Source organism: Ruegeria sp. AB9, from assembly GCF_056542585.1.
The window spans coordinates 54,000-77,806 of sequence record NZ_JBQGAA010000011.1 but is presented as its reverse complement, the minus strand read 5'-3'; the positions used below and the strand labels follow the sequence as shown (position 1 = coordinate 77,806).

At 57.5% G+C, this 23,807-nt stretch carries 20 protein-coding genes; 1 reads left to right on the top strand and 19 read right to left on the bottom strand.

Annotated features, from left to right (window positions below):
* Positions 1–18: 18 nt before the first annotated feature.
* The 6 genes from ACR0K5_RS18735 to ACR0K5_RS18710 all read right to left on the bottom strand — a co-directional run bounded on the left by ACR0K5_RS18735 (position 19) and on the right by ACR0K5_RS18710 (position 8,426).
* Positions 19–792, bottom strand: a complete 774-nt coding sequence (locus tag ACR0K5_RS18735) for an inositol monophosphatase family protein (protein WP_480631168.1) — start codon at positions 790–792, stop codon at positions 19–21.
* 267 nt (positions 793–1,059) lie between these two features.
* Positions 1,060–3,504, bottom strand: coding sequence for a GcvT family protein (locus ACR0K5_RS18730; protein WP_480631167.1), 2,445 nt, complete (start codon positions 3,502–3,504; stop codon positions 1,060–1,062).
* An 8-nt stretch (positions 3,505–3,512) separates the two neighbouring features.
* Complete coding sequence (locus ACR0K5_RS18725; RefSeq protein WP_480631166.1) at positions 3,513–4,394, bottom strand: phosphotransferase; 882 nt, start codon at positions 4,392–4,394, stop codon at positions 3,513–3,515.
* Between the two features lies 1 nt (position 4,395).
* Positions 4,396–6,387 carry an ABC transporter permease gene (locus ACR0K5_RS18720; RefSeq protein WP_480631165.1) on the bottom strand — a complete coding sequence of 664 codons (1,992 nt, stop codon included), beginning with the start codon at positions 6,385–6,387 and terminating at the stop codon, positions 4,396–4,398.
* On the bottom strand, positions 6,384–7,406 hold the full coding sequence (locus ACR0K5_RS18715) for a quaternary amine ABC transporter ATP-binding protein (RefSeq protein ID WP_480631164.1): 1,023 nt from the start codon (positions 7,404–7,406) through the stop codon (positions 6,384–6,386). The genes ACR0K5_RS18720 and ACR0K5_RS18715 overlap by 4 nt, the downstream gene beginning before the upstream one ends.
* Before the next feature lie 75 nt (positions 7,407–7,481).
* Positions 7,482–8,426 (bottom strand): ABC transporter substrate-binding protein, encoded by a 945-nt coding sequence (locus ACR0K5_RS18710; protein ID WP_480631163.1) that lies wholly within the window; start codon positions 8,424–8,426, stop codon positions 7,482–7,484.
* A gap of 217 nt (positions 8,427–8,643) precedes the next feature.
* On the opposite strand from ACR0K5_RS18710, the gene ACR0K5_RS18705 reads away from it, so the two are divergent.
* The gene (locus tag ACR0K5_RS18705; RefSeq protein WP_480631162.1) at positions 8,644–9,417 is read left to right on the top strand and encodes a DeoR/GlpR family DNA-binding transcription regulator; all 774 of its coding nucleotides are present in this window, start codon (positions 8,644–8,646) and stop codon (positions 9,415–9,417) included.
* Positions 9,418–9,421: 4 nt separating this feature from the next.
* Here the strand turns inward: ACR0K5_RS18705 and ACR0K5_RS18700 are convergent, their stop codons facing one another.
* From ACR0K5_RS18700 to hutI, 13 genes are all read right to left on the bottom strand, one after another.
* Positions 9,422–10,177 (bottom strand): methyltransferase domain-containing protein, encoded by a 756-nt coding sequence (locus ACR0K5_RS18700; RefSeq protein WP_480631161.1) that lies wholly within the window; start codon positions 10,175–10,177, stop codon positions 9,422–9,424.
* Positions 10,174–10,794: a pimeloyl-ACP methyl esterase BioG family protein gene (locus ACR0K5_RS18695; RefSeq protein WP_480631160.1), complete on the bottom strand. Its 621-nt coding sequence runs from the start codon at positions 10,792–10,794 to the stop codon at positions 10,174–10,176. Before ACR0K5_RS18695 ends, ACR0K5_RS18700 begins: the two co-directional genes overlap by 4 nt.
* Positions 10,791–12,077: an adenosylmethionine--8-amino-7-oxononanoate transaminase gene (gene bioA / locus ACR0K5_RS18690; RefSeq protein ID WP_480631159.1), complete on the bottom strand. Its 1,287-nt coding sequence runs from the start codon at positions 12,075–12,077 to the stop codon at positions 10,791–10,793. The genes ACR0K5_RS18695 and bioA overlap by 4 nt, the downstream gene beginning before the upstream one ends.
* Positions 12,074–12,694 (bottom strand): dethiobiotin synthase, encoded by a 621-nt coding sequence (gene bioD / locus ACR0K5_RS18685; RefSeq protein ID WP_480631158.1) that lies wholly within the window; start codon positions 12,692–12,694, stop codon positions 12,074–12,076. The genes bioA and bioD overlap by 4 nt, the downstream gene beginning before the upstream one ends.
* Positions 12,691–13,824, bottom strand: a complete 1,134-nt coding sequence (locus ACR0K5_RS18680; RefSeq protein WP_480631157.1) for an 8-amino-7-oxononanoate synthase — start codon at positions 13,822–13,824, stop codon at positions 12,691–12,693. Before ACR0K5_RS18680 ends, bioD begins: the two co-directional genes overlap by 4 nt.
* Positions 13,821–14,801, bottom strand: a complete 981-nt coding sequence (gene bioB, locus ACR0K5_RS18675) for a biotin synthase BioB (RefSeq protein ID WP_480631156.1) — start codon at positions 14,799–14,801, stop codon at positions 13,821–13,823. Before bioB ends, ACR0K5_RS18680 begins: the two co-directional genes overlap by 4 nt.
* Before the next feature lie 114 nt (positions 14,802–14,915).
* Positions 14,916–15,764, bottom strand: a complete 849-nt coding sequence (nadC, locus tag ACR0K5_RS18670) for a carboxylating nicotinate-nucleotide diphosphorylase (RefSeq protein ID WP_480631155.1) — start codon at positions 15,762–15,764, stop codon at positions 14,916–14,918.
* On the bottom strand, positions 15,761–17,329 hold the full coding sequence (locus tag ACR0K5_RS18665) for an L-aspartate oxidase (RefSeq protein WP_480631154.1): 1,569 nt from the start codon (positions 17,327–17,329) through the stop codon (positions 15,761–15,763). The genes nadC and ACR0K5_RS18665 overlap by 4 nt, the downstream gene beginning before the upstream one ends.
* Positions 17,330–17,335: 6 nt before the next feature.
* Positions 17,336–18,385, bottom strand: coding sequence for a quinolinate synthase NadA (gene nadA, locus ACR0K5_RS18660; RefSeq protein ID WP_480631153.1), 1,050 nt, complete (start codon positions 18,383–18,385; stop codon positions 17,336–17,338).
* Between the two features lie 143 nt (positions 18,386–18,528).
* Positions 18,529–20,211, bottom strand: a complete 1,683-nt coding sequence (hutU, locus tag ACR0K5_RS18655) for a urocanate hydratase (RefSeq protein WP_480631152.1) — start codon at positions 20,209–20,211, stop codon at positions 18,529–18,531.
* The gene (gene hutG / locus ACR0K5_RS18650; protein WP_480631151.1) at positions 20,208–21,002 is read right to left on the bottom strand and encodes an N-formylglutamate deformylase; all 795 of its coding nucleotides are present in this window, start codon (positions 21,000–21,002) and stop codon (positions 20,208–20,210) included. The genes hutU and hutG overlap by 4 nt, the downstream gene beginning before the upstream one ends.
* Positions 20,999–22,537 carry a histidine ammonia-lyase gene (gene hutH, locus ACR0K5_RS18645; protein ID WP_480631150.1) on the bottom strand — a complete coding sequence of 513 codons (1,539 nt, stop codon included), beginning with the start codon at positions 22,535–22,537 and terminating at the stop codon, positions 20,999–21,001. The genes hutG and hutH overlap by 4 nt, the downstream gene beginning before the upstream one ends.
* Positions 22,534–23,745, bottom strand: coding sequence for an imidazolonepropionase (gene hutI / locus ACR0K5_RS18640; RefSeq protein WP_480631149.1), 1,212 nt, complete (start codon positions 23,743–23,745; stop codon positions 22,534–22,536). Before hutI ends, hutH begins: the two co-directional genes overlap by 4 nt.
* Positions 23,746–23,807: the final 62 nt, after the last annotated feature.

Here is a 23,807-nt window from a genome sequence, read left to right as displayed (position 1 = left end):
AGCGCAACACGGTTGTTTTTAAGTATTGATGAGGTCAAGCAGTTCGGCATGCAGTTCAGGAGTTGCGGCAGAAATGACCGCGCCATCTGAATTGAGAGTCAACGCCCGCCCCTGCCAATCGGTCATCACTCCACCGGCGGCTGTGACGAGGGGTGAAATCGCCAGATAGTCGTAGGGTTGCAAATCGTAGTCCACCACAGCATCCACGTGCCCTGAAGCAAGCAAAGCATGAGGGTAACAATCATAGGCGAAACGACGTGTTTGTCCTGTTTGCATCAGCCGATTGAACAGGCCAGAATGGTCGCGATAGATCTTGTCTCCTTCATTCACATACAGAACCGATTGATCCAGACGGGAAGTGCGCGAGGTTAGAATGGGTTGCCCATTCAGGCTGGCCCCGTCACCAACAATGCCCAAATAGGTCTCATTCAAAGCTGGCATGCCAATCAGGCCCAGCTGAGGTTGACCATCTACCAAATGTGCCAGAAGAAATCCGAACAACGGATGGCCGGACAGAAACGAGCGGGTTCCGTCGATCGGATCAATGACCCACATATGGCGCCCGTCGCCAGCCTCTTGCCCGTGCTCTTCGCCAAAGATGCCATGCCCGGGAAAATGCTGTTTCAGGTAGGTTCGCACTTCTGCTTCGACTGTCTTGTCGGCCTGCGTTACCGGGCTTTCGTCTCGCTTGAATTCAACACCCAAAGATCCCCGAAAAAATCGCATGGCGGACTCGCAGGCGATGTCCGCAATCTTCGTTGCGTGTTCGGTCAACGCGTTTGGGGTTGCCATTTCCGGTCCTTTCGGCTGGGGTCATCCAATTTGCAGCGGATGATGGTTTTCATGCCCTGAAAACTGAATGGGCGACCACTCAGTTCAGTCTTCAGAGGGGTGCGAGTTGCAACAATCCTGAGGCTTTATCAACAGTTTATGGGTTGCGAAAAATGAACCGCGCGAACTTTGGGAATCTCCAAGGAGATTTGCTGTGGTCACAGGCTTTTCTAACGAACCCAGATCGCTGGTGCCTTGTGTCGATCAATCGGTTCTTGCGTCCACAGGTCAAATCTTCACCCGGCTCATCTGCGGGTCGTAAAGCGGTTGCAATGTCACTTCGCAAGCGACTCTCTGAGTGGCAACATCCAACTCATATGTACCAGAAGTGACGTATTCGGCGTCAACACCCTTTGGACTTCGGATGTACCCGTAACCGATGGACTTTCCGACGGTGTAGCCATAGCCACCCGAAGTCAACCACCCAACCCTCTCGCCATTCCGATAAATGGTTTCACGCCCCAGAAGTACAACTTCCGGATCAACCGTGAAACACGCCAGCATCTTTTTTACACCTCCGGTCTTTTGTGTTTCAGAGGCAGCGCGCCCTTTGAAATCAATGTTCTTTCGTAGTTTTACAGCCCAGCCCAAGCCACTTTCGAACGGGGTATGATCCGGGCCGATATCCGAACCCCAGGCGCGATAGCCTTTTTCAAGGCGCAAGGATTCGATGGCCCTGTAGCCTGCATTAACCAATCCTTGCGGCTTTCCAGCCTCCTTCAGCGTATCATAGACGGTCTGGGCGTATTCCACGGGCAAGTGCAGTTCCCAACCCAGTTCACCAACATAGGTCACGCGCAGCGCTTTGACCGGACACCCGGCGATACCGATGGTTCGGATGGTGCCGAATTTGAAACCGTCATTCGAGACATCATCGCGCGTCACCGCCGCAAGAATGTCCCGCGCTTTCGGTCCCATCAGAGACAGAACTGCATTGGATGAGGTGATATCAAATAGCTGACAATTCATACCCGCCGGAATGTTCCGGCTTATCCAGTCGAAATCATGAGTTGCAAAGCCGGTGCCGGTAACGATGTAGAATTCGTCATGGGCCACGCGCCCCACGGTCAGGTCACATTCGATCCCGCCCTTGTCGTTCAGCATCTGAGTATAGACCAGCGTGCCCACGGGCTTGTCCACATCATTGGCGCAGATCCAGTTCATCGCGGCCAGCGCATCCGGGCCTTTCAGCGCGAACTTGGCGAAAGAGGTCTGATCAAACAGCACCGCCGCTTCGCGCGCCGCTTTATGCTCACGGCCTACGGCATCGAACCAATTCTGGCGACCAAAACTGTATTCATCCTTGGGTGTCTCGCCCATCGATGCATCGGCATACCAGTTCGGGCGTTCCCAACCCAGTTTCTCGCCAAAGCACGCGCCCTGCTCTTTCAAGGTGTCATAGAGTGGTGACTTGCGGCAGGGACGGCCTGAGTCATGTTCCTCATGTGGCCAACCCATTGTGTAGTGTTTGCCGTATGCTTCGACAGTGCGGGTGCGGACCCAGTCGGTGTCAAAATGCGGGCGGCCAAAGCGACGGATATCGGCAGACCACAAATCGAAGGGCGGCTCGCCCTTATGCACCCATTCCGCCAGCGCCATGCCTGCACCGCCACCAGCGGCAATACCAAAGGCGTTGAAGCCTGCGCCGACGAAGAAGTTGTTCAACTCGGGTGCTTCGCCGATGATAAAATTGCCGTCCGGTGTGAAGCTCTCGGGCCCGTTGGTGAGTGTTTTGACGCCTGCATTTTCCAAAGCGGGCACACGACCCAGCGCCAATTCCATCAGTTGCTCGAAATGGTCGAAGTTGCTGTCGAGCAGTGTGTAGTGGAAGCCCTGTGGAATACCCTTCGTGGCCCAGGGGATCGGGTTGGGCTCATAACCGCCCATAACCAATCCACCGACTTCTTCTTTGTAGTAGGTAAGCCGGTCGGGATCACGCAGAGTGGGCAGGTTGCTGGGCACATCGAAGGGTTCGGTGACCATGTACTGATGTTCCATCGGCACCAGAGGAACGTTGACGCCGTATCGACCTGCAAAAGTTCGGGTCCATTGACCGGCGCAGCAGATCACCTTTTCACACTCGATCCGACCATGTTCGGTGATGACCGCGCGAATTTCGCCGTCCTCAATCTCGATATCGATGACTTTGGTGTCTTCGAAAATCTTCGCGCCAGCCATTCGGGCACCCTTGGCCAATGCCTGCGTGATATCCGAGGGGTTCGCCTGACCATCGGTTGGCAGATAGGCCGCACCGATCACGTCAGAAACATCCATCAAGGGCCACAACTCCTGCGCCTCGGATGGGGTCAGCAGTTGCATATCCAGACCGAAGGAATGTGCGGTTGTGGCCTGACGTTTGACTTCTGTCCAGCGTTCTTCGTTGCAGGCAAGGCGCAAGCCGCCATTCATTTTCCAGCCTGTGCCAAGGCCGGTTTCCTGTTCGATCTTGTTGTACAGATCAACCGAATAGCCCAGTAGCTGCGTGATATTGGCGTTCGAGCGCAGCTGGCCCACCAGCCCTGCCGCGTGAAAGGTGGTGCCCGAAGTCAGTTTCTTGCGTTCCAGCAGCACCGTGTCGGTCCAGCCCAGCTTGGCCAGGTGGTACGCGGTCGAGCAGCCGATGATCCCGCCACCGATAATGACGGCTTTGGCTGTTTTCGGAAGTTCGGTCATGTCTGTCCTCAGGTGTTTTTGAAATCGATCAGGGCCGCGCGGAACCGCGCGAGGTTATCGGCGGTGTAGGCCGCGTAGTCGAAATCGATGTCCGACGTGATCTCGGACACCATGCTCCACATGGTTTCGCGCAGCAGCGAGGCGCATTTCATCGCTGTATAGCGATGGCGCAGGTCGTCGGTGACGGAGGTCTGGAAATAGGTTTCCAACATCCAGTCTTCCTGTTCGAACGAAAGACCATTGTTCGAGGCCAGCCCGCCCAGATCGAACAGCGGTGAATTGAACCCGGCATAGTCGAAGTCGATCAGCCACAGGCGTTGACCATCATCCAGAAAGTTGCCGCACAACAGGTCGTTATGGCCGAAGACCATGTCATAGGGGCCTGCCTCGGCTTCGAGCGTGTTTGCTGTTTGAACCAATTCCGGGATCAGGCCCGCATGGGTGCTGCCGCGTTCGGTCAGAGTGGCGGCATAATCACGGATGACGTGGAATACCCAGAACACCAGTGATGGGCCGCGCAAGTGCTTGGGCACTTCGGTATGGCATGCCTTCGCCAATTCCAGCACGCGAGGCAGCATGTCGGGGTGGCGCACTTCTTCTTCTGTCAGGGTGCGGCTTTCAATGAATTCCAGCACGGTCAGGTCACCTGAGGTATGGACTACCGCAGGAGACAAACCAGCCGCATGGGCCGCCTTGCTGGCAGCTAGTTCGTTGAACCGCATCACCTGATGCAACGGGATGTCGTCGCCGACGCGGACGACGTATGATCCACTGTCATCCGTGACCTTGTAGTTCACATTGGTGATGCCGCCGGTCAGCGGTGTGGCCTCGATTTCTCCCTGCCAAATTGGCAGGGCGCTGATACGGGTCATCAGATCGGATTGGCTCATGTCAACTCTCCAGTCCGAAACGGATGCGGGCCTGTCGGGCACCTGCGTTAATCAACCGGTCGGCGATAATTGCGATGAATGCGATGGACAGGCCTGCGACCAGCCCTCGTCCGGTGTCAGCCTTGGTCAGAGCGATATAGACTTCTTGCCCAAGATCGCGGGTGCCGACAAGCGCGGTGATCACCAGCATCGACAGGGCCAGCATAATGGTTTGGTTGATGCCCAGGAGGATCTCAGGCAGGGCCATAGGCAGTCGAATATGGCGCAATAGCTGCGTGCGGGTACAACCCGACACCAGACCGGCCTCGATCAGCTCTTCGCTGACCGACCGTATGCCGTGGGCGGCATAGCGAACTGCTGGGGCTAACGCATAAAGAACAATGGCTATCAGCGCAGTGAAGTCTCCAACCCGGAAAAGCATCACAACCGGGATCAGGTAAACGAAGCTGGGAAGTGTTTGCAGCGTATCGATCAGCAGGTTGATGGCGGTTCCGGCACGTTTGTTCAGCGCCGCCAGAACGCCCAGAGGAACTCCGATAACAGTGGCGAGAATGACCGATGCACCGCACAAGTACACCGTCACCATCGCCTTGGACCACAGCCCTGAAACGAGGATCAACGAGGCCATGCCACCACACAGCAGCGCCAGCCGCCATCCCCCTGCGTGCCAGCCCAAAAGGGTTAGCATGACAATGGCCCACGGCCACGGAATGCCCAGTAAGACCGTCTTGATCGGGATCATAAACCATGTGAGGAAGAACACCTTGATCGCCTCGAACGTGTCGAAGTAGTTCACGTTCAGATATTCGACGGTGTTATCCCAGAATGCGCCGGTGGTGATGGTCTGGTTTTCGGGATACTCCAACAACAGAGGCGAGAACTGGCCCAGCACCCATGTCAGCACAAGCAGGATCAGCACCAGAACTGTGCGGCGATGGCGAGCGATCCAAGAGCCGGGAACTTCGTGATGCACCTGTCCCATGCGCTCAGCAAAAGCCTGGCTCAGACGGTCCACCGCAATGGCCAGAACCACGATGGCAATCCCGGCCTCGAATCCCGCACCGATATCCAGACGGCGCAGCGCAGCAAGGACATCAAACCCAAGCCCTCCGGCCCCGATCATCGATGCGATGATGACCATGTTCAGCGTCAGCATGATCACCTGATTTACGCCCACCATCAGGCTGTGGCTGGCTGATGGCACCAGTACCCGCCACATTAATTGTCGCTGAGTAGTGCCTGCCATGCGCCCGAAATCGAGGATCTCGGGATCTACGCCTTTCAGGGCCAAGGTTGTGATCCGCACCATCGGTGGAGTCGCGTAGATAATCGTTGCGACCAAAGCCGAGATCGGACCAAAACCGAACATGAACAGGATTGGCACCAGATAGGCAAAGATCGGGATCGTTTGCATCAGGTCCAGAATGGGCGAAATGATCTTTTCGAACAGTGGATGGCGATAGGCGAGAATGCCCAGCAGCAACCCTCCGCCTGCTCCGATTGGCACTGCAATCAGGACCGACGCCAGCGTGACCATGGCGCTGTCCCATTGTCCAAAAACCGCAAGATAGATAAAACAGGCTCCGACCAGAGCGGCCAGCCCCCAGTCGCGGCAGTATTGCCCCAAGGCGATCACGGCTGTAATCACCACGATCCAACTGATTGCCGGTAGGATGACCTGTGCGTCATTGCCCTGCCCGCTGACAAATCCATCCGCCAACAGGGCCAATACCAAATTATAGGGTTGTTCAATCAACCAGGCGATGGCGCGGGTGATGTCGGTGAACGATACCGGCCCGATGGCAGAATCCTCAATCAGCCATGTCATCGCCGACGAGATATAGGTCTTGAACGGGATCACCCAGGCCGAAGGAAACTTGGTCAACCAGCGCGCATCCAGTGCCTTGCTCAGGTCGCGACCATAATATCCAAGTATGATCGTAATCAGAACAAGCGCGAGAATGGTGACCTGACTTCGGCTCAGGCGTGTCATGCCACGTCTCCACCGCCGAACAACACATGCGCTACGGCCTTACGATCAATAGCTCCAATAACTTGCCCTTTGTTGTCGGAAACGGGGATTGGCGCTTCAGCAGCAATGATCCGTTCGGCCACATCGGACACACGTGTCGATTGTGCAATCGGATCCCCTTGGCCCACTGCGCCTGCCGTCATGACCCCGCCAACAGTCAGAACTTTGGACCGTGGGATATGCCTTGTAAATTCAGCGACGTAATCCGTGGCCGGATGCAACACAAGTTCTTCCGGTGTTGCGATCTGGATCACCTCGCCGTCCTTCATGATGGCGATGCGGTCAGCCAGCCGAACCGCCTCTTCAAAATCATGGGTAATGAAGACAATCGTTTTGTGCAGGCGTTCCTGCAGACGCAGGAATTCGTCCTGCATCTCGCGCCGGATCAATGGGTCGAGGGCCGAGAAAGGTTCATCCAGGAACCAAAGGTCTGGTTCAGTTACAAGGGATCGGGCGATCCCTACGCGCTGCTGCTGTCCGCCCGAGAGTTCCCGCGGATAATAGTCTTCACGGCCTTTCAGGCCGACCAGCTCTACCACCTCTCGAGCCTTGGCGTCGGCCTCTGGTTTGGGTGTGGCCTGAATGGTCAGTGGGAACGTCACGTTCTGTAAAACCGTCAGGTGTGGCAGCAATGCGAAATGTTGAAATACCATGCCCATCTTGTGGCGGCGGATTTCGATCAGCTCTTTTTCGCTGGCGCGCAAGAGGTCTGTATCGTCGAACAGAACCTCTCCGCCGGTTGGCTCGATCAATCGCGACAAACACCGTACCAAAGTGGACTTGCCAGACCCCGACAAGCCCATGATGACGAAAATCTCACCTTCGGAGATTTCAATATTGACGTTGCGCACTGCGCCAATCACGCCTGCTTTGCGAATATCATTTGCCGTTGGATTAGGGGACCTCTGCAGTAACCTCTCTGCGTTTGGGCCATAGAGTTTCCACACATTTCGGCACGACAGTTTAGTCTTGGGGGGCATCAGGATAGTCCGGTAAATATGCGAAAAAAGGCCAGAGCGGTCCGAGAGAGCGATAGGTCCGCCCTGGCCCGTGGATTATTTTGAGATCCAGCCAGACCAGCGGTCTTTGTTGGTCTCCATCCACTCAGCAACAACGCTGTCGATTTCTACGCCATCCAGATCGGCCTTGCCGACCATGGCACTCATTTCGTCATTGTTGATGTTGTAGGCTTCAATGATGTCGTAAGCGCCAGGCCATTTTTCCTGCAGACCAGACCAGGCGGCTTTCCAGATCGGACCACGCGGCTTACCGCAATCATAAGCCATGTCCGGGTTCACACCAACCGACGGGTCACTGTAGCACTCTGGCGAAAATGGCGGAAATTCAACAAACTCGCCTTCGTATTTCGCTGGTGCCCAATGCGGGACATAAACCCACAGAACGATCGGATCCTGTCGTTGATAGGCAGATTCCAACTCGGCGAACAAGGCCGCGTCGGTGCCTGCGTGGACGACTTCGAAATCCAGCTCAAGCGCTTCGACGCGCTCGTCGTCGAAGCCACCCCAAGTCACCGGCCCACCGACATAACGCCCGTTTGGCGCAGTTTCAGCCGTCGCGAATTCCTCGGCACAGTCTTTCAATGCTTCCCAGTTCGGCAATCCCGGGCACCGTTCTTTCATATAGCTGGGGTACCACCACTCTTCGATCGCCATCAGGCCGGTCTCGCCAACATTGACGACTTTGCCGGTGCCGGTTGCCTCATCCAGCGCTTCGCGCCCGGTGGTTTCCCAGATTTCCATCGCCAGATGCAGGTCACCCGTTTTCAGACCAGCGAATTGAGCAATGTAATCCGCTTGAACGTATTCAACATTGTACCCGGCTTCTTCCAGAATCGAGCCCATGATCTTGGTATTAATCAGCTGCCCCGACCAGTCGTGCAGCGTCAGTTTTATTGGGTCCGAAGATTCAGCGGCCCAAGCAGTTGTTGCAACTCCGGCAGCCATTAAGGCCAGCGCGGAAAGTCCCATATTGCACTTCATAACACCTTCTCCCTGTCGTGATTTTTTTCGATGAATCGGTGGTATTGTTTGTAGACGATCACATCGTGGGGTTTTGTGTCAATAAAAACCACGTAAAGCCACATATTTTCCCGGCAAATGCGAATTACCGGCGCAATTCTTTTGTCTCGCGTTGCTTTATGTGGGTATTGTGGTATGGCTCAACGTCCCGTATGACGAAGCCATCAGAGCGCGAAACATGAACCTGCAGACTACCAACCAACGAGAAGAAGAAATCTTGCGCGCACTTTTTCGCGCGGGTGGGTCATGCCGCGTAAGCGTTTTGGCAAATGATCTTGGTGTCAGTCTCGAAACCATTCGGCGAAACGTGCGCAATCTGGAAGAACGCGGTATAGTCCGTAAGGTCCATGGCGGGGTTCATCTTCTCGAAGATATTCTGGAGCCATCGCTGCAAAGCCGCCTGGACAGGAAGGTTGACGCGAAAGAGAAGTTGGCAAAAGCGGTTGCCGAGGTCATCAGCGACGGAGACTCTGTTTTCCTCGATATTGGCTCTACAACCGCCTACGTGGCGCAGGCGCTCAGCGACCACAGTGATCTCTTTGTAGTGACCAATTCAGTCTTTGTTGCCCAAGAATTGGCTTCAAGAAACAACAACCGAGTCTTCATGGCTGGTGGTGAGCTACGCTCGCATGACGGTGGCGCATTTGGTGTGGAGGCTCAGGAGCTTATCAAACGCCTGAACGTCCGTTTTGCAGTTCTGTCGGTTGGAGCAGTGAATGCGGATCCGGGCTTCATGTTGCACGACCTGCAAGAAGCAAACCTGGCCCGTGTAGCCATTCAGAATGCGCAGGTCCGTATTGTTGTGGCCGATGGCGAAAAGCTGGGGAAACGAGCCCCGGTGACATTGGAACCTGCCAGCATGATCAATCTGTTCTTTACGGATGCGCACCCACCCGAAGACATCCGCCAGATGCTTACGGCAAATGAAATTGACCTTGTTGTCGCGGAATAAGCGCCTAGCGCTTTTGGGCAATGACCCACACTGGGTGATAGGTCAGAGGTACCCCACCGACCGTTCCGAAATTCTGTACGTAATCAGTTTCGAACCGAGCCAGAGTTGATCGCGTCCATGTACCCTGAGCCCGGCCATTCACGCCTGTTCTGCGCAAATACCTCAGAACATCTCGGGGTGTGTCGAAATAAGACGGTCTAGTGCTTTCACCGGCGGCCAGAATTTTGAACGGCCCGTCAATTGCTGCCGTAAGGGTATCTGGCGTGCAAAGGCCCGGCGCACGTGCTGTCGAGCCGATTTGCGTAAGCTCTTGATACTGTAGGGGACCAAATCCGGATATGGTCAGCCAACCCCCGGGTTCAAGCGCATCGGCCGCCTGTTGCAGCAAACGAGCGGGGTCATCCATCCACTGAATCATCGAAGCCGAGGCGACCAGATCTAATCTGGCAGGCCATTCAACCAGACGAACGTCTCCGGCAATGAATGCAGCTCCTGCTGTATCTGCCGTCGCCTGAGCTTGCGGCGCGATATCGTTCAGCCAGAGATCGCGAAGGTCGAAGTTCTGCCGCAGCAACCGGGTCAGATGGCCTGTGCCGCATCCCAGCTCGAATGTCGTGTTAAACTGGTCCGGTGCTCCTGCCCGGCGCATCTCCGAGACCAGCTTGCGCGCAACCCAGGCCTGCTGGCTGGCCGCGTCGTCGTAGGTTTGGAAGCTTCGACTGAAGCTCCGCTGCACCTTATCCGCCAATTGTGCTGTCATTGCATCCATTCCGCCCAGCTCTGGCCCGGTTGGAAAGGGACATGCGGACCGGCACAGCGTTTGGTCACATCTGGGGCCGCGGCCCAAGCGGTCTCTTGCGCCTTGGCCGGAATGATGCGGTCACGCTTGGGGATCCACACCCGATCAAAGCCGGGATCAGGCGCTGAGCCGCGTTGAATTACCGCGTGCAACTCCTTCCGTGCCTGGTCAACGTTGAGTTCGGGTATATCAGAAGTCAGTCCAGCGCGTCGGCAAAACTTGGTAAAACTGACCGAAGACAACTGATCCGCCGTTGACCGGATCATGTCAGGCGCAATGCCCCGTTCCGCGCAGCAGGGATGCAGAGTGCCGCTGACGGCAGCCAGACGGTCAGGACAAAATTGCGTTTCGGCCAACCAATGGGCGGCGGATGCGACGCCAAAGGAAAACGCCAGCATGTCAACGCGATCAAACCCAGCAAGATCGGGCAAGGGGTTGTCGAGCCGGGTATAGTCATCCACCAGAAGCACGGAACCGCCGCCGGTCAATCCATGAAACGGCGCGGCACCCAGCCCCCAGCCCCCGAACACAAGGGTCAGCGTACCGTCATCCGATTGCGTCAGCCACCGGTATTTCATTCCTGCCCCCCGGCCAGAGCGACCATCGCGCTCGTGATCTGGCTGAGCTCGTCAGGTGAGATAACGTAAGGCGGCATGCAATAGATGTTGCGTGCGAATGGACGCAGCCACACTCCGGTCTTTGGGGCCAGCCGATGGGCGACAGAAGGATCAACCGTATCCTTCATTTCAATAACGCCTATGGCGCCGAGAACCCTGACATCCGCTACTCCGGGCAAAACGCGGGCTGGTTCCAGCTCGGTACGCATCTGGGCCTCAATACCTGCCACCTGCCGTTCCCACTCCCCCTCGGCCAACAGACTGAGGCTGGCCGATCCTGCGACACAGGCCAGCGGGTTGGCCATATAAGTCGGGCCATGCATGAACACGCCGGCTTCGCTATTGCCGATGCCATAAGCCACCCGCTCGCTGGTTACTGTTGCTGCGAAGGAGATATGCCCCCCGGTCAGAGCCTTGCCCAGACATAGGATATCCGGCGTGATGCCCACGTGATCGATGGCGAACAGCTTACCGGTTCGGCCAAAGCTAGTTGCAATTTCATCAAAAATGATCAGCACGTTATGGGCATCGCACAAGGCGCGCGCCGCGCGCAGCCATTGGGGATGATAGAAGTACATTCCTCCGGTGCCCTGAACCACGGGCTCAAGGATCAGGGCCGCAAGCTGGTCGCCCTTCTCGGCAAGTAACCGTTCCAGTGGCTCCAGCCCGTTCTGCGCCGAGTCTGTGGGCCAATCATCCTCCAATCGCACTTGGGGACGCGGCAGGAAGTGTTGGATCGACAACGCCCCGCGGAACAGTCCGTGCATACCGGTGACCGGGTCGCAGACGCTCATCGCCTTCCAGGTATCGCCGTGATAGCCGCCGCGAATGGTGGCGAACTCGAACTTGCCGGTGCGGCCATGGGCCATTTGGTATTGAACTGCCATCTTCATCGATACTTCGACCGAGACCGAACCACTGTCGCAATAGAAGATGCGGTCCAACCCCTCAGGCAGCATATCGACCATCCTGCGCCCCAGGTCTATGGCCGGATGGTGTGTCAACCCGCCGAACATTACATGAGGCATCTTTTCCAGCTGGCTCTGCATCGCGCAGGTGATTTCGGGATGCTTGTGGCCATGGATCGCGCACCACCATGAGGACATGGCGTCGATCATCTTTGCGCCGTCCTCCCGGTACAGGTATACGCCCTCGGCACGGTCAATCAGGTGCATCGCGCCGGGATCGGCCACATTGGTATAAGGGTGCCACAAGTGGCGGGCGTCAAACTCGAGCGGGGTCACAGAAACCTCCGAATGGCGGCAACGTCTATCGCAGAAAAGGCATCCTCCAGGCTTTGCTGCGTCAGGTCGCCAAGATATGGCAAGCGCCCGAGATGACGAACATTGCTCATCTCGACAATGGTCTGCTCAACATCCGGCACTGGATCTCCGACAAAGGCGACGCCCACAACCTCGCATCCTGCGCCACGCAGGGCCATCAGCGACAATGTAGTGTGGTTGATCGTTCCCAGTGCTGTGCGCGCGACCAGAACGACCGGGGCCTGCCATTGGGCGATCAGATCCAGATAATAGGATTTGCGGTTCAGCGGCACCATTAGCCCCCCTGCCGCTTCAACGACCAGAGGCCCGTCAGCCTGCGGCAACGCAAGCCGCGACAAGTCGATCTCGATGCCCATATCTTCGGCGGACAGGTGTGGCGAAGCCGGCATGTTCAGGCGATACGCTTCGGGCAGCACTTCTGAGCCGGACAAGGTGAGGACGGTTTCAGTGTCCGTGGCATCCTCTAATCCTGACTGAACCGGCTTCCAGTAGCGGGCGCTCAACGCCGCCGTCAGGCCAGCTGAAAAAACGGTTTTCCCGACGCCCGTATCGGTTCCGGCAACGATCAGTGCGCTCATGCGGCCTCCGATTGATGGCTGGCAATGGTTGAGAACAGGGCCGAGATGCCCTCGTGGCCGACATTGCCGGTGATCGAAACCCGCAAGCGGGATGTGCCTTTTGGAACGGTGGGCGGGCGAATGCCGCGGATGTCGAAACCCAGCTGTTGCAGAGCTGACGCCATCGCCATTGTACGGGCCTCATCGCCCAGGATAACGGGAATAATCTGGCTTTTTAGGGCCGTTTCAGACAGACCCGCTCTTCGGGCCATTTCATGCGCATGGCACAGGCGTGCATGCGCGGCAGAGACCAATTGGTTATTTTCGGCCAATTCGCGAATGGCCACCCGCACCAATGCCGCATTCAGAGGTGACGGAGCGGTTGCAAAGATAAACGGACGCGCCCGATTGATCAGGGTGTCGATCATCACGCGCGGACCACAGATCAGCCCGCCCGAGACACCCAGCCCTTTGCCGCAGGTGTGCAAAGACAAAATCTCAGAATTCACGTCGTGGGCCAAACCTCGCCCGCTCGCCCCAAAAACGCCTGTCGCATGCGCCTCGTCAACAACCAGAACGGCATCTGTTTCGCGCGCCAAGGACGCAAGATCTTCCAGTGGGGCCAGATCGCCCTCCATGGAATACACGCTTTCTACGGCAAGCCAGACTTGGCCCAAACCACCAGTTGATCGCCACTCGGCCAGAACCCTGCGTGCGTCTTCAACGTCGTTGTGGCGGAAAGCTCGTAGATCCGCGCGACTGGAACGCATCCCCTCGTGGGCGCTTGCATGGACCAACGCGTCATAGAGAACCAGATCATCGGCGGCTGGCAGGGTCGAAAAAATCGCCTGATTGGCTTGGAACCCCCCACCCATGAACAGCGCAGCCTCGGCCCCAAAGAAAACTGCCGCTTCCTGTTCCAGAGCTTCATGCTCTGGGTGGTTTCCCCGCAGCAGGCGCGAGCCGCCCGAACCCACCGGCACGCCGCGCGCCAAAGCCGCTTGCGCAGCCTTCTGAAGCAGGTTCGATCCGGCCAAACCCAGATAGTCGTTCGACGCAAAATCCAGCCCGCGCGCCGGGATCAAAACCCGGCGACGGTGCCGGGCTTCGAGCGCATCGAGCATGGATTCCAGCCGGTCGACTGCCTTCATTCTGCAGCTTCCGTACGCTTTCGCTCTTCGACCGTTTCGGCCTGAAGTCCAAGCTTGGCGAACAGGATCGAGTCGGTGTCTTCTTCGGGGTTTTCCGCTGTCAGAAGTGTTTCACCCACGAAGATCGAATTCGCACCGGCGAAGAAACACATCGCCTGCATCTCGTCGCTCATGTCGCTGCGTCCGGCAGACAGTCGAACATAGGATTTCGGCATCAATATGCGGGCGGTCGCGATGATCCGCACAAAGTCGATCGGATCGATCGGCTCTGCATCGGCCAACGGCGTGTCGGCCTGCGGCATCAGCATGTTGATCGGCACCGAGTCGGGCGGAGGTGTCATGTTGGCGAGGGTCAGCAGCATGTCGATACGGTCGCCGGTGTGTTCGCCCATACCGAGAATACCGCCCGAGCAGACCTTGATCCCGGCTTCCTGCACTCGGTTCATCGTATCGATCCGATCCGAGAATGTCCGGGTGGTGATCACTTCGGAATAATAGCGTTCGGACGTGTCGATGTTGTGGTTGTAATAGTCCAATCCCGCATCGCGCAGCTGAACGACCTGAGTGTCATCCAGCATACCCAGCGTCATGCAGGTTTCCATGCCCATCGATTTAACACCTTCAACCATGGCGACCAGCGCAGGCATATCGCGCGGCTTGGGTTCGCGCCAGGCAGCCCCCATGCAGAATCGGGTCGCGCCGCCGTCGCGGGCCTTTTTGGCCTCGGCCAGAACACGTTGAACCTCGATCAGTTTCGACGCCGGAAGTGTTGATCCGTTGCGGGCTGACTGCGAGCAATAGGCGCAGTCTTCAGCACACCCACCGGTCTTGATCGACAGCAGTTTCGAGGTCTGGATTTTGTTCGGATCAAAGTTCTCGCGGTGCACGGTCTGCGCCCGGAACAGAAGGTCCATCAACGGGAGGTCATGAACAGCTTGCGCAGACTTTCGGGTCCAGCCGGAATGAGGGATGATCATTTTATCTATAAAACTTCCTGCAGCTTGCGTTGCCACAGATTTATTATCGATAAAATGGATATGCGCAACTGTGTTGGCGCAAACGATCCCAAATCAAGCGGAAATGCCGCGTTGTCAGAAATCCAGGCCCAGATCGACCGTGCGTGCAGAATGCGTCAATGCACCGGACGAGATGTAATCGACCCCGGTCGCTGCAATTGACGCAACGCGGTCCAAAGTCACATTTCCGCTGGCCTCAGTCTCCATCCGTCCATCTACCATGGCAACGGCCTCGCGCAGATTGTCGTTGCCCATGTTGTCCAGCAATACGACAGACGCGCCGCCAACCTCCAGTACTTCGGCAAGCTGTTCCAGGCGGTCAACCTCAATCTCAACCGCCATCATGTGGCTGGCATGCGCGTTGGCGGCTTCAAGAACCTGACGCACGCCACCGGCGGCGGCGATGTGGTTGTCTTTGATCAGGATCGCGTCGGACAGGGAATAGCGATGATTGAAGCCACCGCCATGCAGTACGGCCTGCTTTTCCACAATGCGCAGGCCGGGCGTGGTCTTGCGCGTACAAGTCATGCGGGCACTAGTGCCTTTGGTCTGATCAACAAACGCAGCGGTTTTTGTGGCGATGCCAGTCAGGCGCCCGGCAAAATTCAACGCGACCCGTTCGCCCGACAGGATCGAGGCAGCCGATCCCTTGATGGTCATAAGTGTATCGCCACGCCGACAGGTCTCACCGTCCTTGATTAGCACCTCAACTTCAAGCGCCGGATCGACCAGCCGGAACGCAATCGTTGCCACCTGCATGCCCGAAACCACAGCATCTTCACGCGCATTCAGCCGGGCCGAATAGGTCGTGCCTTGCGGTATCACGGCGCGGGTGGTCACGTCACCATATGTTCCCAGATCCTCCATCAATGCCGCACGGATGACGGGTTCGAGGATCAGATCAGGCAGGGTTGCAAAACTCATGAAAATTCCTTGCAAGCTTCGCCCCGAATGTGCAGTGCGTCAGTAAGGTACATCCGGGATCGTTCGCCGGGACCATCGGCGGTTTCGGGGAAATCGGATCGCTCATGTGCGCCACGGCTTTCCTCGCGTTGTAATGCTGCAGCAGTGATCAGGGTTGCTGTAGCACACATGTTTCTGAAGGAAGGGCACTCGCCATGCTGGTCTTCAAGCGCAGCAATCGTGCGCAACGCGCGGCACAACCCAGCGCGATCCCGGACCACGCCAACATCGCGGGACATCGCTGCGCGCAACGCACTGACTGCATTGGACGTATCACAAGTGTCAGCCTGATCAAATCGCAAGGTCACCGGCTGGGAATCGAATGCGCCAGATACTGACTTCGCGATGCCCTCAGCACAGATACGCGCAAAAACCAGCGCTTCGAGCAAACCGTTCGAGGCCAACCGATTGGCACCGTGGAGGCCGGTTGAAGACGCCTCACCGCACACCCACAACCCACCCAGGGTCGCGCGACCATCAGTGTCCGTGGCAATCCCGCCCATGTGGTAATGCGCTGCCGGAGCAACCGGGATTGCTTCCTTGACCGGATCAATTCCGTTGCGCGCACAATACTCGGCAACCGCTGGGAACAGTTCTTTGATTTGCGCCCCCAGAGCCTCGCGTGTGTCCAGCATCGGTCGATTACCGGCTTGTACTTCGGCAAATATCGCGCGGGCGACAACGTCACGCGGAGCAAGCTCGGCATCAGGATGAACGGTCTGCATGAACCGCTCACCTTGTTTGTTTATCAGAATTGCCCCTTCCCCACGCAGCGCCTCAGTCGCCAGCGGGGCTGGGTCTTCACCTACATCCATCGCCGTGGGATGGAATTGCACGAATTCGGCGTCGGCGATCAGTGCCCCGGCCCGTGCGGCCATTCCGATGACCTGCCCCCGAATGCGGGCCGGATTGGTCGTCAAGGCATAAAGGCCGCCGGAGCCGCCTCCTGCCAACAACACAGCAGTTCCACGAAGAGTTATAGGCGCAGATCCGGTTTCCGAGGCGTCCTGGACGACAACCCCCACTACACGCCCATCCGTCACTTCCAGCGCAGTGGCAAGGACACCTTCCAACACCTGTACCGAGGGTGTTTCGTGTACACGTTCGATCAGGGCCGCCATGATTTCGCTGCCTGCCTGATCCCCCTTCACCCGCACGACACGGGCAAAACTGTGCGCGGCTTCGCGCGACAGGACATACCCACCATCTTGGGTGCGATCAAACGGAGTGCCCAATGTGGTCAGGTCGAGAATATAATCCCGCGCCTCACGTGTGACCAAGTCGGCAACGTCGGTTTCGACGGTGCCTGCCCCCGCATTGACGGTATCAACAGCATGGCTTTCCGGGCTGTCGGCCAAATCCATCGCCGCTGCGACTCCACCTTGCGCCCATGCCGAACTTGCACCTTCACCCAGCGGATCAGGCGAGATGACCACCACCGGTCGCGGCGCTAGTTTCAACGCAGCATAAAGCGCGCCAATCCCGGCCCCGACAATAATGACGCGATCCGTGGTGATGTCAGACATTGCTGCTCAGATGCCGAGATTGCGGGACAGATCAATCATCGCCTGAACGGACTTGCGCGCTTTCTCAGCCACGTCTTCAGCGACCTCGACCTGACCTTCCATCGTGTGCAAGGCATAGAGGATCTTCTCAAGCGTGATCTTCTTCATGTACGGGCACATATTGCACGGCCCTACGAAATCGACCTCGGGCAGCTCATCCGCGATGTTCGACGCCATCGAACACTCGGTGATCAGCATTGCCTTTTGAGGCTGTTCATCATGCACATATTTGATGATACCGCTGGTTGAACCGGAGTAATCCGCCTCGGCCACTACATCCGGCGGGCATTCCGGGTGAGCGATTAGGCGCGTACCGGGGTTCCATTCGCGGAAATCGCGCAAGTCCTGCGCGGTGTATTGTTCATGCACAATGCAGGAGCCGGGCCAGTACACCACGTTCTTGTGGCTTTCATTGGCGATATTCTGTGCCAGATACTGATCAGGCGTCATGATGACCGTGTCGCTCTCCATGGCATTCACGATCTGCAAGGCGTTCGACGAAGTGCAGCAGATATCCGAGGCCGCTTTAACCTCGGCGGTGGTATTCACATAGGACACAACTGGGGCGCCGGGGTATTTGGCCCGCATTTCGTCGATTCCCTCTGCGGTAATCGATTCTGCCAAAGAACAGCCCGCATCCATATCTGGCATCAGAACAGTTTTCTCGGGGCTCAGGATTTTTGAAGTCTCGGCCATGAAATGAACACCGGCCTGAACGATTACGTCCTCTTCGACCTCACTGGCCTTGATTGCCAGTTGCAGACTGTCGCCGACGAAATCGGACACACCATGATAGATTTCGGGCGTCATGTAATTATGCCCAAGGATCACGGCGTTACGCTCTTTCTTGAGCGCGTTGATGGCCCGTACATAGGGCGCATAGATCGCCCAATCCGGTGGGCTGACCACTCGATCCATGCGGGCAAATGTGTCTTTCATCTCATTGGCCAGCGTGGCCGATGGGGCGAGGTCATAGACGTCCGAAAGAACTGTGCGGACTTGTGCAATATCGAGCAACGGGCGAGCCACCTTTGTCAGTTGTCGTTAGCCTGGCGGGCTGCTTAACGGCTTAGCCCTAGCCGAAACTACCCCGGTTCGAAACCGGAAAATTCGGCGTTAGCGCTAAGCCAAGTAGACAAATTCAAAGATGAATGAGCAAATTAGCCCAAAATCCCCGGTAGACGCAGCCCGTGTTCACGTGCACAGGACTTGGCATCCTCGTAACCCGCATCTGCGTGACGCCAGACACCTGAGGCGGGGTCGTTCCAGAGAACCCGTTCGAGACGCCTTGCCGCCGCATCGGTCCCGTCGGCACAGATCACCACACCTGCGTGCTGGCTGAAGCCCATGCCAACGCCGCCGCCATGGTGCAGCGAGACCCACGTCGCACCCGAGGCCGTATTGACCAGTGCGTTCAGCAGTGGCCAGTCCGACACAGCGTCCGAGCCGTCTTTCATCGCTTCGGTCTCACGGTTCGGCGAGGCGACCGAGCCGCTGTCGAGGTGGTCTCGACCGATGACAACAGGCGCTTTCAATTCGCCGTTTTTGACCATCTCGTTGAATGCCAGCCCAGCCTTATGGCGGTCGCCAAGCCCGATCCAGCATATGCGCGCTGGCAAGCCCTGGAAGGCGATTCGCTCCTGCGCCATGTCGAGCCAGTTGTGCAAATGGGTGTTGTCGGGGAACAGTTCCTTCATCTTAGCGTCGGTCTTATAGATGTCTTCGGGGTCACCCGACAGCGCGCACCACCGGAATGGACCGATGCCACGGCAGAAAAGCGGACGGATATAGGCGGGCACGAAACCAGGGAAGGCAAAGGCGTTCTCCAAGCCTTCGTCCTGCGCCACCTGCCGGATATTGTTGCCGTAATCCAGGGTCGGCACGCCCGCGTTCCAGAAGTCGACCATGGCGGCCACGTGCTGCTTCATCGACGCGCGCGCAGCCTTTTCGACCGCCTTCGGATCACTTTCCCGCTTGTCCTTCCACTGCCCCATGGACCAGCCCAGGGGAAGATACCCGTTGACCGGATCATGTGCGCTGGTTTGATCGGTAACGATATCGGGACGCATTCCGCCCGCCTTCATTCGCGTGTAGATTTCAGGAAAGACCTCTGCGGCGTTGCCCAGCAAGCCCACGGACTTCGCCTCGCCCGCCTTGGTCCATCGCTCGATCATCTCCAGCGCCTCGTCCAGCGTCTCGGCCTTTTCGTCGAGATACTTGGTCCGCAGTCGGAAATCGATGCTGTCAGGGTTGCACTCAACGGCCAAACAACACGCCCCTGCAAAGACGGCCGCCAGCGGTTGCGCGCCGCCCATGCCGCCCAGACCACCCGTCAAAATCCACTTGCCGGTCAGGTCGCCGCCATAGTGCTGACGCCCGGCCTCGGCGAAAGTTTCGTAGGTGCCTTGAACGATGCCCTGCGTACCGATGTAGATCCACGAGCCAGCCGTCATCTGACCGTACATCATCAGACCCTTCTTATCGAGCTCGTTGAAGTGATCCCAGTTGGCCCAGTGCGGCACAAGGTTCGAGTTCGCGATCAGAACCCTGGGCGCGTCTTCATGCGTCCGCACAATCGCAACAGGCTTCCCTGACTGAACCACCAGTGTCTCATCCTCTTCCAGGTCCTTGAGACTCGCGACGATGGTGTCGAAATCACTCCACGTCCGTGCTGCGCGCCCGATGCCGCCATAGACAACCAGTTCATGCGGGTTTTCGGCCACATCCGGATGCAGATTGTTCATCAGCATCCGCATCGGTGCCTCGGTCATCCAGCTTTTGGCATTCAGTTCGGGCCCTGTCGGGGGATAGATGTCACGGGTGTTTTTGCGAGGATCGGTCATCGGGCAAGCTCCAATGCAGTGTCGTGGATGGCGTCAAGGATGTCTTTGAGCCAACGGCGGAGGCGGTTGGCTTTGTCGGTGTCATAAGTCCAGGGCGGTACTTCATCCCTCAAGTAAGCTGACTGAGCCAGTTCCATCTGGATCGCGTGAACCCCCTCCGAGGGGCGCCCGTAATGACGCGTTGTCCAACCACCCTTAAATCGACCGTTAAGAACGCTACTATAGGGTGAGGAGGCCGCGAACTCATGCGTTATGGCTTGGATCTCCGGTGCACAGGTCACCCCATTGTTGGTGCCGATGTTCATATCGGGCAGGAGTCCTTTGAACAGGAAGGGAATGTGACTGCGGATCGAATGACAATCATACAGCACCGCAACCCCATGGATTGCTTTAACCCGCTCCAACTCAGCCTTCAGGGCGGCATGATACGGTGCATGGAAAGCTTCCCGCCGTTCGGTGATGTCCTTTTCAGAAGGTCGGATGTCCCAGATATCCTCACCGTCGAAATCCGTCAGCGGCACCAAAGTTGTCGTGTTCTGACCGGGATACAGCGATACGCCTGACGGGTCGCGGTTGGCGTCGATCGCATAACGGTGGAAGGTGGCCCGTACAGTGGTCGCACCGGGCAGAAGTTCTTCATACAACGTATGAATGTGCCAATCCGTATCCGTCAATGCCTTGCCCCGCGCATTCAACTTGGCCTCGATCGCGGCGGGTACATAGGTGCCGGTATGTGGCAGGCCCAACACAATGGGGCTTTCACCACGTGTGATCTCGACCGGGCCGCTCATGCGCCAAGTTCCGGCATGGCGATGCCTGTGCCATGGGCAATCTCGCCGCTGGCGATAAGGGCCGAGGCTGCTTCGATCTCTGTCGCCATGTAGCGATCATCACCCAGTGCAGGCACCACCGTACGCAAACGTGCCATCACGGCCTGCAACGTTTCGCTCGTAGGCAGTGGCGCGCGAAACTCGATCCCTTGTGTGGCGCAGAGCAATTCGACCCCCAGAATGCGTTCCAGATTGGTGACCATCTGCCCCAACCGCCGCGCGCCATGGGCGGCCATCGAGACGTGATCTTCCTGATTGGCCGACGTTGGCGTCGAGTCCGTCACGCAGGGATTGGCCAGATGCTTGTTTTCGCTCATCAGAGCGGCGGTAGTCACTTCGGCGATCATATAGCCTGAGTTCAGGCCTGGATTGGGCGTCAGAAAAGGCGGCAGATCAAAGCTCAGCACTGGATCGACGATCAGTGCAATGCGACGTTGCGCAATGGCCCCGATTTCAGCCACGGCGAGCGCAATCATGTCTGCGGCAAACCCAACTGGTTCAGCATGAAAGTTCCCACCCGAGACGATCAGGCCGGTTTCTGAAAGAACCAGAGGATTGTCGGTCGCCGCATTGGCCTCGATTTCCAGCGTTGTTGCGGCCTGTCTCAGCACATCCATTGCAGCCCCCACCACCTGCGGTTGACAGCGGATACAATACGGGTCCTGCACGCGGGTATCGCCATCCCGATGGCTTTCACGAATGACCGACCCGGCAAGTAGCGCACGCATGGTTACTCCGGCCTCAATCTGCCCCCGATGGCCACGCAATGTATGGATTTCCGGCTGCAGTGGCGCAGTCGATCCCATGATTGCATCCGTTGTCAAAGCCGAGGTGACGAGTGCGCTTTGCGCCGCCTGCCATGCGCCAAACAGACCAGCCAGTGCAAAGGCTGTCGAAAACTGCGTACCGTTAATCAGCGCCAGACCTTCTTTTGGTCCCAACTCTATTGGTTGCAGGCCTGCTTTGGACAACGCAGCTGCGCCTGGCATCACGTCGCCACCGAATTCGGCCTCTCCTGCGCCCATCATTACGGCAGCCATGTGGGACAAGGGCGCAAGATCGCCCGACGCCCCGACCGACCCCTGCGCAGGGATCACCGGGGTTACACCTTTGGATAGCATGCCTTCGAGCAGTTCGATCACGTCAGGCCGAACGCCTGAGGCTCCACGACCAAGGCTCAGCAATTTTAGAACCATCATCAAGCGGGCATGGGCGCGTGGGATCGCAGGACCTACGCCACAGCAATGGCTGAGGATCAGGTTGCGTTGCAGGGTTGCTGTATCTTCGGCTGCGATTTTGACGCTGGCCAATTTCCCGAACCCTGTGTTCACACCATATACGGCAACCTCTCCTGCTGCGGCTTCGGCAATCCGTTTGTGCGCTTCTTCGACGGACGGGCGGCAAGCAGGGTCCAGCTGAACTGCTCTTTCCTCGCGAAAGACTTGTTCCAGCTGTGACAGGGTAACTGTACCCGGAGTGAGGGTGAGGGTCGTCAAAGTGAGCCTCCGAATATGCGGGTATGAAGGGGGTTGAAGCCGATGCGATAGGCCAATTCAGCGGGATGTTCGGCATTCCAAACCGCCAGGTCAGCGCGAAGCCCGACTGAAATCTGACCGTACTCGGCCAACCCAAGAGCGCGGGCTGCGTGTGTTGTCACGCCCTGCAGGGCTTCCTCTGGTGTCATGCGAAACAGGGTGCAGGCCATGTTCATTGCCAGCAGCAGCGATGTCATCGGGGCCGAGCCGGGGTTGCAATCTGTGGCAAGCGCCATCGGCACACCATGCTTGCGCAACAGGTCAATCGGTGGCGCCTGTGTTTCGCGCAGAGTATAGAATGCGCCCGGCAGTATAACACCAACGGTTCCGCCCTGGGCCATGGCTTGAACACCCGCTTCATCAAGGTATTCGATATGATCTGCCGATAATGCGCCGTATCCTGCTGCCAGTATTGTTCCGCCCAAATTCGACAATTGTTCGGCGTGGATCTTTATCGGCAAGCCAAGTTCTGATGCAACGTCGAAGAGTGGGATCAGTTCTTCAGGTTGAAAGGCGATGCCTTCGCAGAAGGCGTCCACTGCATCGACCAGACCCTCCGCGTGAGCAGCGCGAAGCGTAGGAATACACACCTCAAGTATGTAATCCGATGCTCTGTCCCTATATTCCTGAGGCACTGTATGTGCTCCTAGAAAACTGGTCAGAACACGGACGGGACGGCGATCCGGCAATGCCCGAGCGGCGCGTAACATGTTCAATTCAGTCTCGCGATCCAACCCATAACCGGACTTCACTTCGATGACTGATACCCCTTCGGCCAGCATCGCATCCACACGCGGCAATGCTTGCGTAATCAAGTCCTCAACGCCGGCCGCTCGCGTGGCCTTGACGGTCGAGATGATCCCACCCCCAGCACGAGCAACGTCTTCATAGCTTGCCCCTTTCAGGCGCATTTCGAACTCTACAGCGCGGTGGCCACCGTGAACCACATGAGTGTGGCAATCAATCAAGGCGGGTGTGACCAGGCGGCCGCCTAAGCTTGTTCTTGGCTGATCGGCGAACTTTGATGGGAGGTCGGCGGCAGGCCCCACCCATGCGATGCACCCGTCCTGCAACGCTATCGCGGCGTCCCGAACCAAACCGTATGGCGTGGCGCTTTCGGTCATCGTTGCGGCGTCCAGATCCGTCAAAATCTGCGCTTGCCTCTGCATGTGACTCGCAACCTCCGTGCATTTCCTTCTTTTCTAGTACATTTCTATCATTTATATGTCTA

Bases quoted from the DNA above. Each gene is read 5' to 3' on its own strand.
- ACR0K5_RS18705 (WP_480631162.1), top strand. From the start codon at position 8,644: ATGAACCTGCAGACTACCAACCAACGAGAAGAAGAAATCTTGCGCGCA.
- hutU (WP_480631152.1), bottom strand. From the start codon at position 20,211: ATGACCGATCCTCGCAAAAACACCCGTGACATCTATCCCCCGACAGGG.
- hutG (WP_480631151.1), bottom strand. From the start codon at position 21,002: ATGAGCGGCCCGGTCGAGATCACACGTGGTGAAAGCCCCATTGTGTTG.
- ACR0K5_RS18725 (WP_480631166.1), bottom strand. From the start codon at position 4,394: ATGAGCCAATCCGATCTGATGACCCGTATCAGCGCCCTGCCAATTTGG.
- ACR0K5_RS18710 (WP_480631163.1), bottom strand. From the start codon at position 8,426: ATGAAGTGCAATATGGGACTTTCCGCGCTGGCCTTAATGGCTGCCGGA.
- ACR0K5_RS18720 (WP_480631165.1), bottom strand. From the start codon at position 6,387: ATGACACGCCTGAGCCGAAGTCAGGTCACCATTCTCGCGCTTGTTCTG.
- hutI (WP_480631149.1), bottom strand. From the start codon at position 23,745: ATGCAGAGGCAAGCGCAGATTTTGACGGATCTGGACGCCGCAACGATG.
- ACR0K5_RS18730 (WP_480631167.1), bottom strand. From the start codon at position 3,504: ATGACCGAACTTCCGAAAACAGCCAAAGCCGTCATTATCGGTGGCGGG.
- ACR0K5_RS18680 (WP_480631157.1), bottom strand. From the start codon at position 13,824: ATGAAGGCAGTCGACCGGCTGGAATCCATGCTCGATGCGCTCGAAGCC.
- ACR0K5_RS18700 (WP_480631161.1), bottom strand. From the start codon at position 10,177: ATGACAGCACAATTGGCGGATAAGGTGCAGCGGAGCTTCAGTCGAAGC.
- ACR0K5_RS18665 (WP_480631154.1), bottom strand. From the start codon at position 17,329: ATGTCTGACATCACCACGGATCGCGTCATTATTGTCGGGGCCGGGATT.
- nadC (WP_480631155.1), bottom strand. From the start codon at position 15,764: ATGAGTTTTGCAACCCTGCCTGATCTGATCCTCGAACCCGTCATCCGT.
- bioB (WP_480631156.1), bottom strand. From the start codon at position 14,801: ATGATCATCCCTCATTCCGGCTGGACCCGAAAGTCTGCGCAAGCTGTT.
- ACR0K5_RS18715 (WP_480631164.1), bottom strand. From the start codon at position 7,406: ATGCCCCCCAAGACTAAACTGTCGTGCCGAAATGTGTGGAAACTCTAT.
- bioD (WP_480631158.1), bottom strand. From the start codon at position 12,694: ATGAGCGCACTGATCGTTGCCGGAACCGATACGGGCGTCGGGAAAACC.
- ACR0K5_RS18735 (WP_480631168.1), bottom strand. From the start codon at position 792: ATGGCAACCCCAAACGCGTTGACCGAACACGCAACGAAGATTGCGGAC.
- ACR0K5_RS18695 (WP_480631160.1), bottom strand. From the start codon at position 10,794: ATGAAATACCGGTGGCTGACGCAATCGGATGACGGTACGCTGACCCTT.